This is a genomic window from Ferrovibrio sp., assembly GCF_046297595.1.
Classification (GTDB): Bacteria; Pseudomonadota; Alphaproteobacteria; order Ferrovibrionales; family Ferrovibrionaceae; genus Ferrovibrio.
Map to the genome: position 1 here is coordinate 98,028 of NZ_JBKBHT010000003.1, position 15,128 is coordinate 113,155.

The 15,128-nt window shown below is 64.3% G+C and carries 15 protein-coding genes and 1 tRNA gene; 13 read left to right on the top strand and 3 right to left on the bottom strand.

What is annotated here, in order from left to right; translation table 11 throughout:
• Positions 1-20 precede the first annotated feature (20 nt).
• Complete coding sequence (locus ACK4FJ_RS09370; protein WP_409765709.1) at positions 21-209, top strand: hypothetical protein; 189 nt, start codon at positions 21-23, stop codon at positions 207-209.
• Here the strand turns inward: ACK4FJ_RS09370 and ACK4FJ_RS09375 are convergent.
• Complete coding sequence (locus tag ACK4FJ_RS09375) at positions 206-2,437, bottom strand: mechanosensitive ion channel family protein (protein WP_409765711.1); 2,232 nt, start codon at positions 2,435-2,437, stop codon at positions 206-208. The two genes, ACK4FJ_RS09370 and ACK4FJ_RS09375, sit on opposite strands and share 4 nt — an antisense overlap.
• Before the next feature lie 202 nt (positions 2,438-2,639).
• Positions 2,640-2,715: transfer RNA gene (locus tag ACK4FJ_RS09380), tRNA-Phe, on the bottom strand.
• Positions 2,716-2,842: 127 nt separating this feature from the next.
• On the opposite strand from ACK4FJ_RS09380, the gene ACK4FJ_RS09385 reads away from it, so the two are divergent.
• The 4 genes from ACK4FJ_RS09385 to ACK4FJ_RS09400 all read left to right on the top strand — a co-directional run bounded on the left by ACK4FJ_RS09385 (position 2,843) and on the right by ACK4FJ_RS09400 (position 6,281).
• Positions 2,843-3,625 (top strand): ABC transporter ATP-binding protein, encoded by a 783-nt coding sequence (locus ACK4FJ_RS09385; protein WP_409765713.1) that lies wholly within the window; start codon positions 2,843-2,845, stop codon positions 3,623-3,625.
• The gene (locus ACK4FJ_RS09390; protein WP_409765715.1) at positions 3,622-4,434 is read left to right on the top strand and encodes an ABC transporter permease; all 813 of its coding nucleotides are present in this window, start codon (positions 3,622-3,624) and stop codon (positions 4,432-4,434) included. Before ACK4FJ_RS09385 ends, ACK4FJ_RS09390 begins: the two co-directional genes overlap by 4 nt.
• Before the next feature lie 163 nt (positions 4,435-4,597).
• Entirely contained in the window at positions 4,598-5,395 is a 798-nt protein-coding gene (locus tag ACK4FJ_RS09395) for a motility protein A (protein ID WP_409765717.1), read from the top strand.
• Entirely contained in the window at positions 5,388-6,281 is an 894-nt protein-coding gene (locus ACK4FJ_RS09400) for an OmpA family protein (protein WP_409765719.1), read from the top strand. The genes ACK4FJ_RS09395 and ACK4FJ_RS09400 overlap by 8 nt, the downstream gene beginning before the upstream one ends.
• Before the next feature lie 19 nt (positions 6,282-6,300).
• Here ACK4FJ_RS09400 and ACK4FJ_RS09405 read toward each other — a convergent pair whose 3' ends face one another.
• Entirely contained in the window at positions 6,301-6,696 is a 396-nt protein-coding gene (locus ACK4FJ_RS09405; protein ID WP_409765721.1) for a DUF2306 domain-containing protein, read from the bottom strand.
• 116 nt (positions 6,697-6,812) lie between these two features.
• Between ACK4FJ_RS09405 and ACK4FJ_RS09410 the strand changes: the two genes are divergently transcribed.
• The 8 genes from ACK4FJ_RS09410 to ACK4FJ_RS09445 all read left to right on the top strand — a co-directional run bounded on the left by ACK4FJ_RS09410 (position 6,813) and on the right by ACK4FJ_RS09445 (position 15,126).
• Positions 6,813-7,520, top strand: a complete 708-nt coding sequence (locus ACK4FJ_RS09410; RefSeq protein ID WP_409765723.1) for a response regulator transcription factor — start codon at positions 6,813-6,815, stop codon at positions 7,518-7,520.
• Between the two features lie 60 nt (positions 7,521-7,580).
• The gene (locus ACK4FJ_RS09415) at positions 7,581-9,146 is read left to right on the top strand and encodes a stimulus-sensing domain-containing protein (protein WP_409765725.1); all 1,566 of its coding nucleotides are present in this window, start codon (positions 7,581-7,583) and stop codon (positions 9,144-9,146) included.
• Between the two features lie 93 nt (positions 9,147-9,239).
• Positions 9,240-9,719 carry an HPr kinase/phosphorylase gene (locus ACK4FJ_RS09420; protein WP_409765727.1) on the top strand — a complete coding sequence of 160 codons (480 nt, stop codon included), beginning with the start codon at positions 9,240-9,242 and terminating at the stop codon, positions 9,717-9,719.
• Complete coding sequence (gene rapZ / locus ACK4FJ_RS09425) at positions 9,716-10,615, top strand: RNase adapter RapZ (protein ID WP_409765729.1); 900 nt, start codon at positions 9,716-9,718, stop codon at positions 10,613-10,615. The genes ACK4FJ_RS09420 and rapZ overlap by 4 nt, the downstream gene beginning before the upstream one ends.
• A 51-nt stretch (positions 10,616-10,666) precedes the next feature.
• On the top strand, positions 10,667-11,074 hold the full coding sequence (locus ACK4FJ_RS09430; protein ID WP_409765731.1) for a PTS sugar transporter subunit IIA: 408 nt from the start codon (positions 10,667-10,669) through the stop codon (positions 11,072-11,074).
• Positions 11,074-11,373 carry an HPr family phosphocarrier protein gene (locus tag ACK4FJ_RS09435; protein WP_409765733.1) on the top strand — a complete coding sequence of 100 codons (300 nt, stop codon included), beginning with the start codon at positions 11,074-11,076 and terminating at the stop codon, positions 11,371-11,373. Before ACK4FJ_RS09430 ends, ACK4FJ_RS09435 begins: the two co-directional genes overlap by 1 nt.
• A gap of 118 nt (positions 11,374-11,491) precedes the next feature.
• On the top strand, positions 11,492-12,886 hold the full coding sequence (gene ahcY / locus ACK4FJ_RS09440; protein ID WP_409765735.1) for an adenosylhomocysteinase: 1,395 nt from the start codon (positions 11,492-11,494) through the stop codon (positions 12,884-12,886).
• A gap of 128 nt (positions 12,887-13,014) precedes the next feature.
• Positions 13,015-15,126 (top strand): PAS-domain containing protein, encoded by a 2,112-nt coding sequence (locus ACK4FJ_RS09445; RefSeq protein WP_409765737.1) that lies wholly within the window; start codon positions 13,015-13,017, stop codon positions 15,124-15,126.
• The last annotated feature ends 2 nt before the right edge of the window (positions 15,127-15,128 follow it).

Below are 15,128 nucleotides of genomic sequence, written 5' to 3' on the forward strand. Positions count from 1 at the left end.
TTACCCGCTAGATTGCCGCCATGGACAAAGCCAGCCCTTCCGCTTCGCCGGCCTGCAGCCTGGATGAGGCGCCGGATGCCTATCGCGGCTATCTCACGCCGGCTGAGATTGCAGCCGAGCTTGACCGCCTGCTGCCGCGCATCCGCGACGACAAGCTGCATGCGGCGCTGAAGGCGATCCGCGACAGCCTGGATAATCCGGAAACCTAAGCCTTTTCGCCGCCGGTTTCGCGCGCCAGATGCAGCGGCGGCGCATTGCCCTGCTTGTCGGCGCCGAAATAGATCGTCTGATGCGGGAACGGAATCTCGATCCCGAGTTCATCGAAGCGGTGCTTGATCCGCTTGGTGAATTCGCGCCGCACGCTCCATTGCTGCGCCGGCAGGGTCTTGATGCGGAAACGCAGCACCACGGCGGAATCGGCGAGTTGATCCACGCCCCACATCTCCAGATCGTCTAGAATCCGGGCATTCCACTCCGGCTCGGCGCGGAACTCGGTTGCCAGCGCCTTGATCACTTCGATCACCTCATCGACGTTCTCGCGGTAGGAAATCCCGAGATCGAACAGCGCCTGGGCGTAGCCGCGGGTCATGTTCTTGATCTTGGTCACCTCGCTGAAGGGGATCACATGCACGATACCCTCGGTGTCGCGCAGGCGGATGGTGCGGATCGAGATATCCTCCACCACACCGCCATTACCGCCCAGATCGACGATGTCGCCAACGGCAACGGTATCTTCCGTCAGGATGAAGATGCCGGTGATCACATCCTTCACCAGGGTCTGGGCGCCGAAGCCGATGGCAAGGCCGACCACGCCGGCACCGGCCAGCAGCGGCGCGATGTTGATCCCGAGTTCCGACAGCACGATCAGTGCCGCGATCAGGCCCAGCACGATGGAAACCGTGCGGCGCAGCAGCGGCAGCAGGGTGCGCGCCCGCGCGGAACGCGCCGTCGGCTGGCCCGCTGCGCCGCCGGTCAGGTAATATTCGATGCCGGCCGCGACCGCTTCCCACAGCGCAATGGTGACCAGCACCACCAGCAGGATGGTAATGACCCGCGCAACCACGCCGCGTCCGGTTTCACTGGCGATCCAGGCCAGGGAGTCGATGCCCCAGGCCTGCAGGATCATGATTGCGGCAATTGCATAGAGCAGGGCACGGATGGCGCCGAGCAGCAGCGGCAGGTAGCGGTTGGCCCGTTCCTCCAGGCCGGGGAAACGCTGTCGCGTGTCCGGGCTGATCGCGAACAGGCGCGTGAAACCCTTTTCGGTCGTGAATTGCAGCAGCCGCGCGCTTGCCAGCAGGGCCACGGTCAGCAGAGTACCGCGCAGGATCAGTCGAAACCCGCCATCGACCTCGAAGGCCCAGACGCCGTAGGTCGCTACGATGTAAAGCAGTGCCAGCACGTGCCAGACATCGCCAATCCGCTGGCGCAGGACATGCCAAGGCCGGCTACGTGGCGTTGCCGGCGCCACATCGGATGGCGGCAGGCTGCCGCGAATCCACGATGCCACGGGCTGCCGCAATTGCAGGACCAGCACCGCCAGCAGGGCCGCGAAGGCAAAGGCTGCCAGCTTGGCGATGGTGTCAACAGCGTCAGGGGGAATCCGCACCCGCGCGGCAACCTGCACCGTGACATAACCGACGGCGGCCAGGATGGCCAGGCGGCGCAGCCAGAGCCGGGCATAGGTGGCGCTTTCCTCATCAAGGTGCAGCGGCGCCGTTTCATGCGCCAGCAGCACATCGCCGACCACGCCAAGGGCATAAACGGCGACGAAAGCCAGCACCACGATCTGCGCCAGATCGCGCGTAAGGGCATTGGGCGCGAGCAGGGCGAGGATGCCATAGGCCGCACCGGCGAAGACCGCGATCGGGATCAAGGAGACCAGCGCCCGCAACAGGATGAACAGAATCTGCAACCACACCGCGGAAGCCGACGACTGCGCCGGAACCTGCGCCTGGCCATTACCAGCGAGTTGCAATGCCGCCAGCGGTCGCCGGATCAGCAGATGCGCCAGCGCCTGCAGCAACAGGGCAGAGAAAAGCGTCACGCCAAGCTTGAGCAGGACATCGCTCCACAGTGCGCGCCGCTTTGGATTCTCCACCTGCAGCCGCGCCCAGTCTATAAGGGCCGGCAGGTCGGAGAACAGCGCACCGAAGGCGGCGAAGGCCGAGCCGGCCCGGCGCATCTGCGCCATCACGCCGTCGATGATGGCTGCACCGGGATCGCCAGCAGCTTCCGACTGGGCGGCTTCCGCCTGTGACGTATCATCCTGCGTCGCTGTCTCGCGCGCAGCAGCCAGGGCCCGCAGTGTGGCGATCAGTTCGTTGCGTCTGGTCTCGTCGGCAAGTTGATCGGCCAGCGCCTTGAGTTCGGCCGCATGCAGGTCCGGTGCGACGGAGGTTTCCGGCGGCGCGGACGAACGATCAGCAGCCGGCAACGCGGACTGGGCAAGGGCCGCTCCGGACAGGGCCGGGACAGCGAGAAACAGCAGGATGAGGAGGGTGCGGGCGCTAAGCCAACATTTCAAAACCATCATCCGGCGGATTTTCGCCGGAAATATGGCATCAGCATGTCGATAATGGCCGCAAATCGCGATAAACGCGGCGGCGCGCCGGAACATGAGGGGAATATGGAGGGAATGGTGCCCAGGGACGGAATTGAACCGCCGACACGGGGATTTTCAGTCCCCTGCTCTACCAACTGAGCTACCTGGGCCCACCAACATCGTTGCGGCCCGTCTAGTGTAACAGGGTGGCAACGGCGCGCGGTTATAGACAAAATCCCCCCGCCTGTCCATATCAAGGCGGGACAAATTTGTCCTGCCGGGAAAAAGCCTTAGACCATGTCTCCACCGTCTTCCGCCCCGCCTGCCATCGTCGTGGCCGGCCTCGCCAAGACCTATGGCAATGTCCAGGCCGTGGCGGGGATCGACTTCACCGTGCCGCAGGGCAGCGTCACGGCCCTGCTGGGCGGCAACGGCGCCGGCAAGACCACGACCATCGCGATGCTGCTCGGACTGCTCAAGCCCAGCGGCGGCGACATCACCGTGCTGAGCACTGACATGCTGCGCAACCGCCATGCCGTACTGCCGCGGCTGAATTTCTCCTCGCCCTATGTCGATCTGCCGCATCGCTTGACCGTGCAACAGAACCTGCGCGTCTTCGCGCAGCTCTATGATGTGCCGGAACCGAAGCAGCGCATTGCCCAGCTGGCGCAGAAGCTGGATTTCACCACCCTGCTCGACCGGCCGGCCGGCGCGCTCTCGGCCGGGCAGAAAACCCGCGTGGCGCTGGCCAAGGCCCTGATCAACAGCCCGGAGCTGCTGCTGCTCGACGAACCCACAGCCTCGCTGGACCCCGACACCGCCGACTGGGTGCGTGGCCTGCTGGAGGATTACCGTGCCGAGCGCGGTGCCACCATCATGCTGGCCTCACACAACATGGCCGAGGTGGAGCGGCTATGCGATCAGGTGCTGATGATGAAGCAGGGCCGCATCGTCGATCGCGGCACACCGGCTGAACTGATCCAGCGATACGGGCGTGATGATCTGGAAGAAGTGTTCCTCGACATCGCGCGCGGACGCGGCAAGGCGGCGACACAGGCACAGGCGGAGACGGCGGCATGAGCGGTGAGGTTTTTGGATTCAGCGCCAACCGCATCGGCGCCATGCTGCGCCGCCACGCCTATCTGCTGGGTGGTTCGTGGATGCGGATCATCGACATCATCTACTGGCCTGCCGTGCAGATGATCATGTGGGGCTTCCTCACCCAGTTTCTGGCCGGCAAGACCGCTTATGTGGCGCAGGCTTTCGGTATCCTGCTGGCCGGCCTGCTGCTATGGGATTCGCTGTTCCGCGTGCAGCTCAGCGTCGCGATCTCCTTCCTGGAGGAAATGTGGTCGCGCAACCTGGGCAATCTGTTCGTCAGCCCTCTGCGGCCCAGCGAATTCGCCGCTTCTGTGCTGCTGATGGGCGTGATCCGCACCCTGCTGGGCATGATCCCGGTCAGTCTGATGGCCTGGCTGTTCTTCGACTTCTCGATCTATTCCATGGGCTTCGCGCTGGCAGGATTCTTCGCCAACCTCACGCTGTTCGGCTGGGCCATTGGCATCGCGGTCTGCGGGCTGGTGATGCGCTACGGCCTGGGCGCGGAGAACATCGCCTGGGCGGCAACCTTCCTGTTCCTGCCGGTGGCGGCGGTCTATTACCCGGTCACCGTACTGCCCGACTGGCTGCAGGCCGTGGCGTGGTCGTTGCCGCCCGCCTATGTGTTCGAGGGCATGCGCGCCCTGCTGATCGACGGCAACTTCCGCAGCGACCTGATGCTCGGCGCGCTGGGCCTGAACATCCTCTATCTCGGCCTTGGCTTTGCCGCGTTCCTGGGCTGGTTCGAGGCCTCGCGCCGCCGCGGTCAGCTGCTGGGACAGGGCGAGTAAGCCACAATCAGATCGCCTTTCAATTTCCGGTATATGTCACTGTCAAAGCATGTCGTTGAGGCTGTGACTTTCAGTTGATCTGGATCACGGCCTAAACAATTTGTAATGATTAGGAAAAGACAGGTTTGCGGTATGAGTACCGCGCCATTTGTCATTCCCAGTCATGTCCCGCCCCAGCAAACCCTCTTTCCAGATCATCAACTCGACCATCATCGGCGTCGTCATCACGGCCGGCTTGGTAGGGTTCATCCTGTTCGGCAGCAACGCCGGTGCTGGTTCCTACTGGGACCCGGGCAGCCTGGCGATTGTTCTGGGCGGCACCATCGCCGCTGCCTTTTTGTCCTTCCGCTCGTCGCAACTCGCCAGTATCGGCCGCTCGCTGTTTGCCATATTCCGCGAAGAGCCGCCGCTTGGCCGCGAGGTCGATGTTCTGGAGCAGGTGGCGATGGCGCTGCAGAAGCATCAGCTGCCGCAAGCCGAGAAGATCGCCAACGGCATCAACAATCCTTTCCTGCGCCTTGGCCTGCAACTGGTGATCGACCGTGTTTCGGTCGAAGACGTGCATCACCTGCTGAGCTGGCGCATCCAGAAGATGGTTGAGCGCGAAACCGCCGAGGCCAAGCTGTTTCGCACCATGGCGGAATTCGCCCCCGCTTTCGGCATGCTCGGCACCCTGGTCGGCCTGGTGGCGATGCTGGGAGAGCTTGGTGGCGGTGACTTGAACGCCATCGGCGAAGGCATGGCGCTGGCCCTGATCACCACCGTTTATGGCGTGGTTCTGGCCAATCTGGTGTTCCGCCCGATCGCCATCAAGCTGGAGCAGCGCACGGCCCAGCGCGTGGCAAAATTGAACATGCTGCTGGAAGGCATCTCGCTGCTGTCGCTCGGTCGCGGCCCGACCATGGTACGTGAAGCCATGAACAGCTTCATGCGCGATTACCGGGACGAGATCCATGGCTGATGCCGCCCGCGATCAACCCCCGCAGCAGCGCCGCCCGAACTGGCGCAGCGTGCGCTACACGCCACCCGGAGATGAGGGCGGCGGCCATTGGCTGGTCACCTACAGCGACACCGTCACACTGCTGCTGACCATCTTCGTCGTGCTGGTGTCCATGATGACCTTTATCAAGGCCACGCCGGAACCCCTGCAATCCCCGCTGCTGCGCCCTGTTTTCGTGCCCGTGCTGACGGTAGATGGCCAGTTACCCCAGGATGTGTCGCCGGAGGCCGGGACCGAATCCTCGACCACGCGCCCCGCCATCGCACCGCCGCCGCCGCCTGGCGCCGCCTCCGAAGCTACGCCCGAAATACATGCCATAACCGGTATCGGACAAGCGCAGGCCAGCGTGACCACGCCTCGCGAACCGTCACTGCCCGAAGCGCCCCAGACCTGGGCCACACGCACCTCACGCGAGCTTGCGGCCCTGCTGGCGCGCGAGGGACTGGGCCGCGATGCCGTGGTCGAGCGGGTCGACCGTCATGTGGTGGTGCGGCTGGGCGACAATATCCTGTTTGCTCTCGGCCAGGCCGACCTGCGGCCCGAAGGCGCGGCACTGATGGCCAGGCTGGCGCCGAGTCTGGCGCGGCTCAACAGCTTCATCCGCGTCGAAGGCCATACCGACGATCTGCCGATCGCCAATCTCCGCTTTCCCAGCAACTGGGAATTGTCGGCCGGCCGCGCCGCCACCGTGGTGCGCCACCTGATCGCCAGCGGCATGCCCGCCGGACAGCTCGAAGCGGTGGGGTTCGCCGATACCCGACCGGTGGTGCGTGGCCGCAGCGACGCCGCACGAGCACGCAACCGCCGCGTCAGCTTCGTGATCCTGCCGCCCGACGGCCTGCCTTGAGGGGTTAACCCCGCGAGTCTCAATTCCCGAAGACCAGGCCGCCCAGCAGCCGCGCGGGCAACAGGGTGAACAGGCCCGGCAGCACGAGCCCGGTGAAATATAGCGCCATCATCGCGCGCCGATGCGTCTGCAGCCGGCCGCGGCGGATCGCATAGACGGCCGCCGGCACAGCGACCAACACCAATACCGACAGGGCATGGATCGGACTGAATCGCGCGCCAGTCAGGCCAGTGATCCAGAACGAACTCACGGCTGCCGTCAGCATCAGGAGAACCCAGAGCCAGCCCAGTCGTTTATGCCACGCCGTGCCCTTGCGACGGACCAGCATGACAAATCCCAGCAGCAAGGCCGCAAGGGTGGCGGCGAGGTGGATATGGATGGCGGGTCCGGCGGCCAGCAGCGGGGCAGTATTCATGGCCCGACCTTGGTCTACCCCCTGCAAATCGGCCAGAGGGTTGCTATATAGGTGTGACTTCGATCACCGGATTTCCGGGAATTTTCATCCATGTCTCAGGGATACAGGAATTAACCGTGAGCGCCACGATCGCCCTGGTCGACGACGACCGCAATATCCTCACCTCGGTTTCCATCGCCCTGGAGGCCGAAGGCTACAAGGTGCGCACCTACAATGACGGCGCCGAGGCGCTCCGCCACCTGACCCAGCAGATGCCCGATCTGGTCATCCTCGACATCAAGATGCCGCGCCTGGACGGCATGGAGACGCTCAGCCGCCTGCGCCGCGTCAGCCAGGTGCCGGTAATCTTCCTCACCTCGAAGGACGAGGAGATTGACGAGGTACTCGGCCTCAAGATGGGCGCCGACGACTACATCACCAAGCCGTTCAGCCAGCGCCTGCTAATCGAACGCATCAAGGCCGTGCTGCGTCGTGCCGAGGCCAGCAAGCCCGGTGCCGAGCAGACATCGGCCGACAAGATGATCGTGCGCGGACCGCTGTCGCTTGATCCTGCCCGCCATCGCTGCACCTGGAAGGGCGAGGACGTCACGCTCACCGTGACCGAATTCCTGCTGCTGGAAGCTTTGGCGCAGCGGCCCGGACATGTGAAAAACCGCGACCAGCTGATGGATGCGGCCTATGACGACAACGTCTATGTCGACGACCGCACCATCGACAGCCACATCAAGCGCCTGCGCAAGAAGTTCAAATCGGTGGACGACAGCTTCGACGCCATCGAGACGCTCTACGGCGTCGGCTACCGCTTCAAGGAACAGGCGGTGTGATGCCAGACCGCTTGCGGTGGGGGCTAAGCGGTGAGTGACACCCGCCCGCGGCGGCGGCTGATGTCGCCGCTGACCCGCCGCATCCTGCTGATCAACCTGGCGGCGCCGATCTCGCTGGTGCTGGCGTTCTTCTATGTCGACCAGTTCCGTCTCAGCCTGATCGACAGCCGGCTGACGGCCCTGCGCTACGAGGCCGGCCTGATCGCCGGCGCGCTTGGCGAATCCGCTATCAATCCTGAGGAGTTCTCCCCGGCCCTGGATCCCGAACTGGCCCGCCAGTTGCTGCGCCGCCTGTCGGCGCAATCGAACGCCCGCGCTCGGCTGTTCGACAGCGAGGGCGAGATGATCGCCGACAGCCGCCTGCTGCTGGCGGCAGGGCGCGGCGTGGTGACGCGACAATTGCCGCCGCCCAACATCGACACGCCCTGGGAAAGGGCGCTGATCGGCATCTATGATCGCGTCAACGCGCTGTTCATGACAACCCTGCATCTGCCCAGGTATGTCGAACTGCCCTTCACCCATGCCAACGATTACAGTGAGGCCCGCAGCGCCCTGGCCGGCGATCCGGCTGGGCAGCTGCGCGACCTTGGCGATGGCCGCATCATGCTCTCGGCAGCCGTACCGGTGCAGGGTCTGCGCAAGGTGGTTGGCGCTCTGATGATGAATGTCGACAGCGCCGAGATCGATGCCCGCGTGCGCGAGGAGCGGCTGGGCGTGCTGAAGATTTTCGCAGCCGTTCTCGGCTTCACCGTTCTGGCATCGCTGTATCTGGCCGGCGCCATCGTGCGGCCGATCCATCGCCTGGCCGAGGCCGCCGAACGCATCCGCGCCGCAAAGGGCCGCATCGCGCATCTCTCGATCCCGGATTTCTCCGAGCGCAGAGATGAGATCGGCGATCTCTCCAGCGTGCTGCGCGCCATGACCGCAGCCCTGTCACAGCGCCTGGACGCCATCGAGCGATTCGCCGCCGATGTCTCGCACGAGATCAAGAATCCGCTGACCTCGCTACGCAGTGCCATGGAAACCTTCCAGCGCACCGAAAAACCAGAATTGCGCGAACGCCTGCTTCAGGTGATGCAGGACGACGTTCGCCGCATGGACCGCCTGATCACGGATATCTCCGGGGCGTCCCGCCTTGATGCCGAACTCGCCCGCATCGAGGCGGCACCGATCGATATCGCGCAGATGCTGCGCTCGGTGATCGAGACCTATACCGATCGCGCCAAGGGCGACATGCCACGGATTGAGTTGAAGGTGATCGAACCCGGCCCCTATCTGGCGCCAGGCTTTGAAGGCCGCCTGGGCCAGGTGGCGCGCAACCTGATCGACAATGCGATCTCTTTCAGCCCGCCTGACGGGATTATCACGGTTGCGGTACGCCGCGAACCCCGCCACGTGATGTTCAGCGTCACCGACCAGGGGCCGGGTATTCCGGAGGAAAACCGGGAATCGATCTTCGAACGCTTTTACAGCGAGCGGCCCTCATCGGAAGCCTTCGGTCTGCATTCCGGTCTTGGCCTGTCGATTGCCCGCCAGATCGTGCAGTCGCTGGGCGGCCAGATCCATGCCGACAATCGCGATGACGGCCAGAGCGGTGCCCGCTTCACCGTGCGGCTGCCCCTGTAGCGACTCCCTCCGCAACAATCGGCATTAACCAACACCGGATTACCGCTGCACTGTATTGACTCTGCCCGGCAGCGGACGGCAGTCTGCGCGGCGATGATCAGATTGCATGCAAGCTGCGTGGCGATTGCGGGCGAAGCGGTATTGCTGCGCGGCCCTTCCGGCGCCGGAAAGTCCGATCTGGCTTTACGCCTGATCGACGCGGGCGCGCGCCTTGTGGCCGATGATCAGACCGTCCTGCAATGCCTGGATGGCCGACTGATGGCGTCGGCGCCACCGGCCCTTCACGGCCTGATCGAAATCCGTGGCCTGGGCCCCGTGGCCATGATCCCGGCCCCAGCCACGCCGGTCGCGCTGATCGTCGATCTGGTTCAGCCGACACAGGTACCGCGCCTGCCGGAACCGCATTTCGAGTCCCTGCTCGAGGTCGCCCTGCCCGTTCTGGCGCTCGACGCCTTCTCGGCCAGTGCGACCATCAAGGTGAAATGGGCGCTGGCGCGGGCGGCGACCGGGCGGCTGTTCGAACCTGCCGAGGCGCGCGTCATCGGCAACAAAAAGCTGCGGCGGAACGGATGAGCGGCACAGGTGCAGGACCAATCCCTGTCGTCGTGGTCAGCGGATTATCGGGTGCCGGCAAAACTACCGCGCTCAAGCTGCTGGAGGATTTCGGTTACGAGGCCGTCGACAACCTGCCGATCTCACTGCTGCGCCGTCTGACAGTATCAGAGGACAGCGATACGGCGAGCAGCGCGGCACGGCGCGCCATCGCGGTCGGCGTCGATAGTCGCACACGCGATTTCCAGCCCGACCGCCTGATCGCCATGATCGGCGAACTCAAACAACGGCCCGACCTGGCGGTGCAGTTACTGTATTTCGACTGCGAAGACGAAATGCTGCTCAAGCGTTTCACGGCGACGCGGCGACGACATCCCCTGGCCGCCGACCGGCCGGTGGCGGACGGGATCATGGCCGAGCGGCATCTGATGCGGCCGTTGCAGGCCGAAGCCGATCAGGTCTTCGACACCTCCACTGTCACATTGCCCGAATTGCGGCAGCTTCTGGCCGCGCAATTCGCGCTGGACGCCCTGCCCGGCCTCAGTATCATGGTACTCTCGTTTTCATACAAACTGGGCCTGCCGCGCGAGGCGGATTTGGTGTTCGATGTGCGCTTCCTGCGCAACCCGCATTATGATGATCAGCTTCGTCCGCAGACCGGCACCGATCCGGCCGTGGCCGCTTACGTCGCCGCCGATCCTGGCTATGCCGACTTCTTCGCTGGGCTCAGCGGCATGATCTCGAGCCTGCTGCCGCGCTACGCTGCCGAGGGCAAGCGCTACCTGACCATTGCCATTGGTTGTACAGGGGGGCGGCACCGCTCGGTTGTGGTTGCAGAGGCCCTTGGCGGGCACTTGCGCGATGCCGGACAACGTGTCGATATCCGGCACCGTGACCGCGACCTGGCGAATGCCTGAGCGGCAATTTCGAGGATCCCCAATGACCGGCATCGTTCCAGGATCGGCTGTATGATCGGCATCGTCGTCGTCACCCATGGCCGCCTGGCCGAGGAATTCATCCACGCCACCGAACATGTGGTCGGGCAGCAGAAGAACATGCGCGCCGTCTGTATCGGACCGGATGATGATATGGAGCAACGCCGCAAGGACATCCTCGCCGCCGTGGCCGCCGTCGAAACCGGCCGTGGCGTGATCGTGCTGACCGACATGTTCGGCGGCACGCCATCCAATCTTGCCATCTCGATCATGGATCAGGCGAAGGTGGAAGTAATCGCCGGCGTCAACCTGCCGATGTTGATCAAGCTGGCCAGCGTGCGCACCAAGTCCGATATGGCGACAGCCGTGAATGCCGGCCAGGAAGCCGGCCGCAAATATATCAACGTGGCCTCCAAGCTACTGGCCGGGGAATCCGCCTGATGGATGGAGCAACCGCCACCGGAGCGCCGCTGCGGCAGAGCGTGGTGATCCCCAACCAGCGGGGCCTGCATGCCCGCGCGGCGGCCAAGTTCGTGCAGGTCGTCGCCCGCTTCCCCCAGGCCAAGATCCAGGTTTCCAAGGACGGCCAGACCGTCAACGGCGAGTCGATCATGGGCCTGATGATGCTGGCCGGTACCCAGGGCTCCTGCATCGAAATCACCGCGACCGGAACCGAGGCCCAGGCCGCCATGACCGCCCTGATCGAGCTGGTGGAAGGCAAATTCGGGGAGTCGGAGTAATTATCCGGTAACCTTATATTCCTATATAAAGATTTCTTTATATAAGACTGGACAGACCCTTTCCGGCCCTGCTATACCGCCGCGCAGTTGTGAAACTGACGGAAGCTGGAGCTGCGAAATGAGCGCGGATTACAAAATCAAGGATATCGGCCTCGCCGATTGGGGCCGTAAGGAACTGGACATGGCCGAGACCGAAATGCCCGGTCTGATGGCCATCCGCGAGGAATTCGGCAAGAAGCAGCCGCTGAAAGGCGCCCGCATCGCCGGCTCGCTGCACATGACGATCCAGACCGCGGTGCTGATCGAGACCCTGAAGGCGCTGGGCGCCGACATCCGCTGGGCCTCGTGCAACATCTATTCGACCCAGGATCATGCCGCCGCTGCTATCGCCAAGGCCGGCATCCCGGTTTTCGCCGTGAAGGGCGAGACGCTGGAGGAATACTGGGACTACACCCACAAGATCTTCGAATGGGCCGATGGCGGCACCCCGAACATGATCCTGGATGATGGTGGCGACGCCACCCTGCTGATCCATCTGGGCATGCAGGCCGAGAAGGACGCCTCGGTGATCTCGAAGCCGACCAACGAGGAGGAAACCGTCCTCTTCGCCGCGATCGCCAAGAAGCTGAAGGAAGCGCCGGGCTGGTATTCCAAGATGGGCACCGCCATCAAGGGCGTGACCGAGGAAACCACCACCGGCGTGCATCGTCTGTATGTGATGGCCAAGGAAGGCAAGCTGCTGTTCCCGGCGATCAACGTGAACGACAGCGTGACGAAGTCGAAATTCGACAACCTCTACGGCTGCCGCGAAAGCCTCGTCGACGGCATCCGCCGCGGCACCGACGTGATGATGGCCGGCAAGATTGCCGTGGTCGCCGGTTTCGGCGATGTGGGCAAGGGCTCGGCCGCGTCCCTGCGCAATGCCGGCTGCCGCGTCATGGTCACCGAGATCGATCCGATCTGCGCTCTGCAGGCGGCGATGGAAGGTTATGAAGTCGTCACCATGGAAGAAGCCGCCCCGAAGGGCGACATCTTCGTCACCGCCACCGGCAATGTGGACGTCATCACGCTGGACCACATGCGCCACATGAAGCATCGCGCCATCGTCTGCAACATCGGCCACTTCGACAGCGAGATCCAGATCGGCGCGCTGAAGAACTACAAGTGGCACAATGTGAAGCCACAGGTGGATGAGATCGAATTCCCCGATGGCAAGCGCCTCATCGTGCTGTCGGAAGGTCGCCTGGTGAACCTGGGCAATGCCACCGGCCACCCCAGCTTCGTGATGAGCGCCTCCTTCACCAACCAGGTGCTGGCGCAGATCGAGCTGTGGACCAATCCGGGCAAGTACCAGAAGCAGGTCTACACCCTGCCCAAGCATCTGGACGAGAAGGTCGCCAGCCTGCATCTGGCCAAGGTGGGCGCCAAGCTGACCAAGCTGACCGCCCAGCAGGCCAAGTATCTCGGTATTGGCGAGGCAGGCCCGTTCAAGCCGGATCATTACCGCTACTGATCGAATCGTTACCGCTTCGCAGAGGGCCGGTCCGGGAAAATCCCCGGACCGGCCTTTGCTGTTTTTAACGCCTTGTATTGGGCCGCCGGGCTGGCCGATAGTGGCGCGATGCAGGGGAATGCGGACCGATGCCGCTGAACGAAACGATCTGGCTTGGCGCCATTGCCGGAGCGGCCATCGGCGTGGCCGGCTGGCAGGCCCTGCGTGCCCGCCGACTTGCCGACCAGTTGCAGGCCGCGTTGGCGGCCTTCGACACGCGAACCACCGAGCGCGACGGCGAACGCAAATCCAAAGCCGCCCTGCAGGAACGGCTGGCGGCCCTGCAGGCCGAGCATGAACGCCAGGGCGTGGAGGTATCCACCCTGCGTCGCACGGAGGCTGAGGCGAAGACCTTACTGGATGCCGCGCCCTTTCCGATCTGGCGCCGCGATGGCAGCGGCCGCCTCGTCTGGGTCAATGCCCGCTATGCCCAGCTGGCCGAGACCGATGCCGAGGAAGCCGTGAAACGCGGTCTGGAACTGGCATCGTCGCATGATCTCGACCAGTCGCGCGAACTGGCCAGGGCCGCCTTGGCGGCGAATGCGCTGCAGATGCAGGAGCGGCGTTTCGTCGCCGAGGGTGATCGGCGCAACTATCGCATCTTTGAATTGCCGGCCGGCGCCGGCACGCTGGGTTTCGGCCAGGACATCACGCCGGAAGCCGATGCGCGCGGCCAGCTGCGCCGCCATATGGAAGCCCATATGGAGGTGCTGCGCACCATCTCCACCGCCACAGCGATCTACGGTCCGGACAAGAAGCTGCTGATCTGGAATCGCGCCTATGCGCGGCTGTGGCAACTGGACGAGGCCTGGCTGGAAACCCGGCCGGGGTTTGGCGAGGTGCTGGAACAGCTTAGGGCCGAGCGGCGCCTGCCCGAACAGATCGACTGGCAGGCCTACAAGCGCAACCAGCTTTCCCTGTTCACCACCGTGATCGAACGGCAGGAGGAACTGATCCACCTGCCCGACGGCTCGACGCTCCGGCTGGTGATCAGCGCCTATCCGTCCGGCGGCCTGCTGTTCGCCTATGACGACGTGACGCGGCAACTGACGCTGGAGCGCGCCACCAACACCATGATCGCGGTGCAGCGCGCCACGCTGGACAATCTCTACGAAGCCGTTGTCGTCTATGGCTCCGACGGCCGCCTGTCGCTGTATAACCGCGCCTTCGCCCAGCTCTGGCAGATCGATCCCGACCTGCTGAACCGCCAGCCGCATATCACCGAGGTGCTGGAGGCGGCACGGCCGCTGATGCAGCGCGGCCCGGACTGGAACCAGATGCGCGAGAGGCTGGTCGACAGTTTCGCCAGCCGCAAGGCCAGCCGTGGCCGCCTGGAGCGCGGTGACGGCGCCGTGATCGACTATGCCTCGGTCCCGCTGCCCGACGGCGCCGTTCTCTATACTTATCTTGATGTCAGCGCCAGCATCCGCATCGAACGCGCTCTGCGCGAGCGCAACGAGGCGCTGGAACGCACCGACCGCATGAATGCCGCCTTCATCAGCAACATCACGCATGACCTGCGTTCGCCGCTGGGCACGCTGATCAGCATGACCGAAGTTCTGGCCCAGGGCATCCTCGGTCCGATGAATGCCCGGCAGGAAGAATATTGCAGCGATATCATGCGCACCTCGCGCGACCTGCTGCGCCTGCTGGACGACATCATCGCCATCGCCACCATCGAGGTGGGCCAGATGGCGCTCGATCCCGCGGAAGTCAGGCTCGACAGCCTGTGGCGCGATGATGCCGCGCAGTGGCAGGAACTGGCCGAACGGCGCGCCATCATGCTCGACCTGCCCGATCTCGTGCCCGACACGGCCATCACGGGCGACAGTCAGCGCCTGCGTCAGGCCCTCGACAGCGTTATGGCTGCGGCACTGGACGGTACGCCGCAAGGCGGTCGCGTCGCGATCCAGGTGGCGCGCGACGGCGATAGCCGGCTGGGCCTGCGCATCGAATGCCATAGCGGCGGCCTGAGTCCGGTGCAGCCGCGCCAGGTTTTCGCCGATCTGGTGGATCCATCCGAGCAACGACGCGCCAAGGCCAATCTCTCGCTGATCGTCGCGCGCGGCCTGTTCGACCTGCATGGCGCCAGCCTGCGGCAGGATGTTGCCGAGGATGGCGCGGAGACGGTCGAAATCCTGCTCCCATGCCGGGTGCCTGAGGCCGAGCGCCAGATTGCGGCGCTGTCCGCCCGTCAGTAGAG